This window comes from Bradyrhizobium sp. Leo170, assembly GCF_004296405.1.
In the GTDB taxonomy this organism is placed as follows: Bacteria; Pseudomonadota; Alphaproteobacteria; order Rhizobiales; family Xanthobacteraceae; genus Bradyrhizobium.
Genome location: NZ_PSRR01000543.1, coordinates 1 through 3,407, shown reverse-complemented (window position 1 = coordinate 3,407; position 3,407 = coordinate 1). Strand labels below are relative to the sequence as shown.

Sequence of the window (3,407 nt, the reverse complement as noted above, 5' to 3'; positions counted from 1 at the left end):
GCATTTTTAAACGCTATTTCCGCGACAGCGGCAACATAACGGAGCGCTCGTGGCATGGTGATCTCCTTCTTTCCTTAGGAGATTGTCATGCTTGAGAAGTACTACATCCGACCCGCCACCATCGATCGTATTCACGAGTCCTGGATCGCTCCCGAAGTCGAGCAGTACGTCAGCTGGATGGCGGAGCAGCGCTATACGGATAGCAGCGTGTCTCGCCGGATTCCCATCGTGGTGAGCTTTGGCGAGTTCGCAAAAGCTCACGGCGCCAGCGAGGTTAAGAACCTACCTGATCACGTCGAGCCGTTTGTGCAAGCGTGGATTGGTGAGCGTGCTAGACGACGCTCAGCCCGGCGACGCAAGCAGATCGGCGATGAAGTACGCAATCCCATCCGCCAGATGCTAAGGCTGGCGGTCCTCGGCTACATTGGCCGGGGTCGTCTCCATAAGCCGGACAACCCGTTCGAACGCCAAGCACCGGGGTTGTTGAGGTACCTGATCGAAGAGAAAGGACTTCGTCAGCGATCGATATACCAATACCAAATTTTTTTGCGTCAGTTCGCGGCCTACCTTGAACGCATCCGCGTCGACAACCTCGCAAAGTTATCGCCAACCGTGCTCAGCGGGTTCATTGCCGAGTACGCTCCGCCCCGAGTGTCCTGGTCAACGGTGCGCAATGCATGCGGAGTCCTGCGGGTCTTTCTGCGTTATCTCAATCGTGAAGGGGTTCTGGCCAAGGATCTCAGTTCGCTCGTCGAGTTTCCGCAGTCGTACCGGCACGCTGGCGTGCCACGATCGATCAGTTGGGAGCAGGTCGAGCAAGTGCTGGCGGGTATCGACAGACGGTCCGCCTCTGGCAAGCGCGATTATGCGATGATGCTGTTGCTTGCGACCTATGGGCTGCGGGCAGCGGAGGTCGCCTCGCTCACGCTCGATGACATCGACTGGCGCAACGAACGGCTTAAGATCAGGGAACGCAAAGCAGGCAATACCACCACTTATCCGCTCTCGGCGGTGGTGGGAGCAGCGATCGTCGAATACCTCAAAAACGGGCGACCAGCCACGACATGCCGCGAGGTGTTTATGCGCTGCTGTGCTCCGCACGCCCCGATTGGCTCCGCCGCGGTTGTCTGTCGCGCCGCCCATTTCATCCGCAAAGCCGGCATTCGCGTGCCACGCGCCGGTTCGCATGTCCTACGGCACAGTTGTGTGCAGCGCCTGCTAAACGCCAATTTCCCCCTGAAGCATATCGGCGACTACGTCGGCCACCGCAGCGCCTCCTCCACCCAGATCTACGGGAAGATCGCCGTCGAACAGCTGCGTGAGGTTGCATTCGGCAATGGGGAGGACGTGCTGTGAGCTCCGATGCACGTTTCCAGAGTTTTCTTGGCCGCGAGATCGAGCAATTCCTCGCTCACAAGCGTTCTTTGCGACGGCGCTATCTTGTCGAAGAGAAGACGCTCGCGCTGTTCGACGCCTACTTGTCGAAGAACAAAATTGGTAGCCTTAGTGAGGTAACCCCGGAACTGGTGGATGAGTTTCTTCTCTCGCGTCCGCGATCGCGGCCAAGAAGCTATAATCACCTGCGCTCTACGGTGGGACGACTGCTTTCGTATCTCGTCGATCACGGGAAGCTCGCCCAGACACCGCTGAGATCACCGCCGCGTCGCGGAAGGTATCAGCGCACGCCATTTATCTTCGACACAGACACAGCCACTCGGTTGCTCGCCCTTGCCAAGGCGCTCCCGAACCATGGTGGTACGATCGAGCGTGGCAACACGTATTTCGCATTGTTCGCCGTGTTGTATGGGCTGGGATTGCGCGTCGGGGAGGCCTGCAGGCTGCGCCTCAAAGATGTCGATCTGGAGCGGCGGTTGCTCATTATCCGGGAGACTAAATTCTACAAGAGCCGCCTCGTCCCATTTGGACCAAAGCTCGGAACGCTCCTGGCGCAGCATCTACGTCAACGCCAGACTGCGGCGCGCGCCGCCACTGCTGCAGACGACGCGCCGCTGTTCTGCTTGCGCGGGGGGAGGCCAATCAACCCTGGCACAATCAGCCAGACCTTTCACGCTATGGTCCTGAGCTTAAATCTGCAGATCCCGCCAGGCATTTCGCCGCCGCGCCTGCACGATCTGCGACACTCGTTCGCCGTTGGTACACTCACGCGCTGGTACAGGCTCGGCCTCGATCCTCAGACGAAGCTTCTTGCACTCTCAACTTTCATGGGGCACAGCGACATCAATTCCACTGCGGTGTATCTGACGCCGACCCCGGAGCTTCTCGAACACGCCAACCGTCGCTTCCGTGCCTTTGCTGCGACAACGCTCGGGGAGGATCAGTCATGACCCCCTCCCTCGGTACATTGGTTCAGTCATTTTTCACCGATCATCTCCCGGTACAGAAGGGCCTGCGGCTCGGTTCGATCCGCAGTTATCGTGACACGATCCGCCTGTTCCTGTGCTTCGTGTCCGAGCAGCGTGGTCGCCGGATTGCTACACTGGCCCTTGATGACCTGACATTCGAACGAAGTCTGGCGTTCCTGAGGCACCTGGAGCAAGAGCGCGGTAACTCGGTGCGTACTCGCAATCAACGGCGGGCAGCACTGAACACCTTCTTTGCCTACCTCGCGGTGCGTGCACCCGAGATGCTGGCGGTCTGTCAGCAGGTCGCGGCGATCCCCGTCAAGCGCACATCATTGCCCGATACACATTTCCTCGAGCGAGAGGAGGTAACGGCATTGTTTCGTTCGCTGCCTCGACAAGGTCATCTCTCGCTGCGCGACCGCACACTGTTGCTCTTCCTGTACAACACGGGCGCTCGGGTGCAGGAAGTTGCCGATCTTCGTATCGAGCACCTCGAACTCAAGCCACCAGCCAAAGTCCACTTGCACGGCAAGGGTGACAAGTGGCGGACGTGCCCGCTTTGGGATGAGACAGTGAAGCATCTCCAGGCGCTCCTCGCCCAGCGTAGCGCATTGCCAGGCGAGCCAGTCTTCTGCGCTCCGAAGGCCCGCCCTCTAACGCGGTTCGGGATCTATAAGATTGTCCGACGACACGGCGCATCCTTCGATACACACGGGCCGAAATCCAGGCGGGTCAGTCCGCATCTATTCCGGCACACCGCTGCTTGCCACCTGCTGGAATCCGGTGTCGAAGTCAATGTCATACGGAGTTGGCTCGGGCACGTGAGTCTCGACACGACAAACCGTTATGCCGAGCTGACGCTGCGCGCTAAAGCCGAGGCGCTGCGCGCCTGCGAACTGGGTTCCGATATTTCAACGGTGTTCCCGGGCTCGCGTCGCCTGGAAGGACGACAAAACCCTCCTCGACTGGCTCAATTCACTGTAGCGCATTATGTGCCTACACGCCCGCGATCCTCCCCCGAGAGACCGGCTCAAGCCGTTGCCA

The 3,407-nt window shown here is 59.4% G+C and carries 3 protein-coding genes; all 3 read left to right on the top strand.

The features are described 5' to 3' along the window. Positions 1-87 precede the first annotated feature (87 nt). Entirely contained in the window at positions 88-1,356 is a 1,269-nt protein-coding gene (locus CWO89_RS42100) for a site-specific integrase (RefSeq protein ID WP_130584111.1), read from the top strand. Continuing rightward, positions 1,353-2,345 carry a tyrosine-type recombinase/integrase gene (locus tag CWO89_RS42095; RefSeq protein WP_130584110.1) on the top strand — a complete coding sequence of 331 codons (993 nt, stop codon included), beginning with the start codon at positions 1,353-1,355 and terminating at the stop codon, positions 2,343-2,345. Before CWO89_RS42100 ends, CWO89_RS42095 begins: the two co-directional genes overlap by 4 nt. Next, positions 2,342-3,407, top strand: a 1,066-nt coding sequence (locus CWO89_RS42090) for a tyrosine-type recombinase/integrase (protein WP_130584109.1), incomplete at its 3' end; no start/stop codon positions are given. The genes CWO89_RS42095 and CWO89_RS42090, both read left to right, overlap by 4 nt.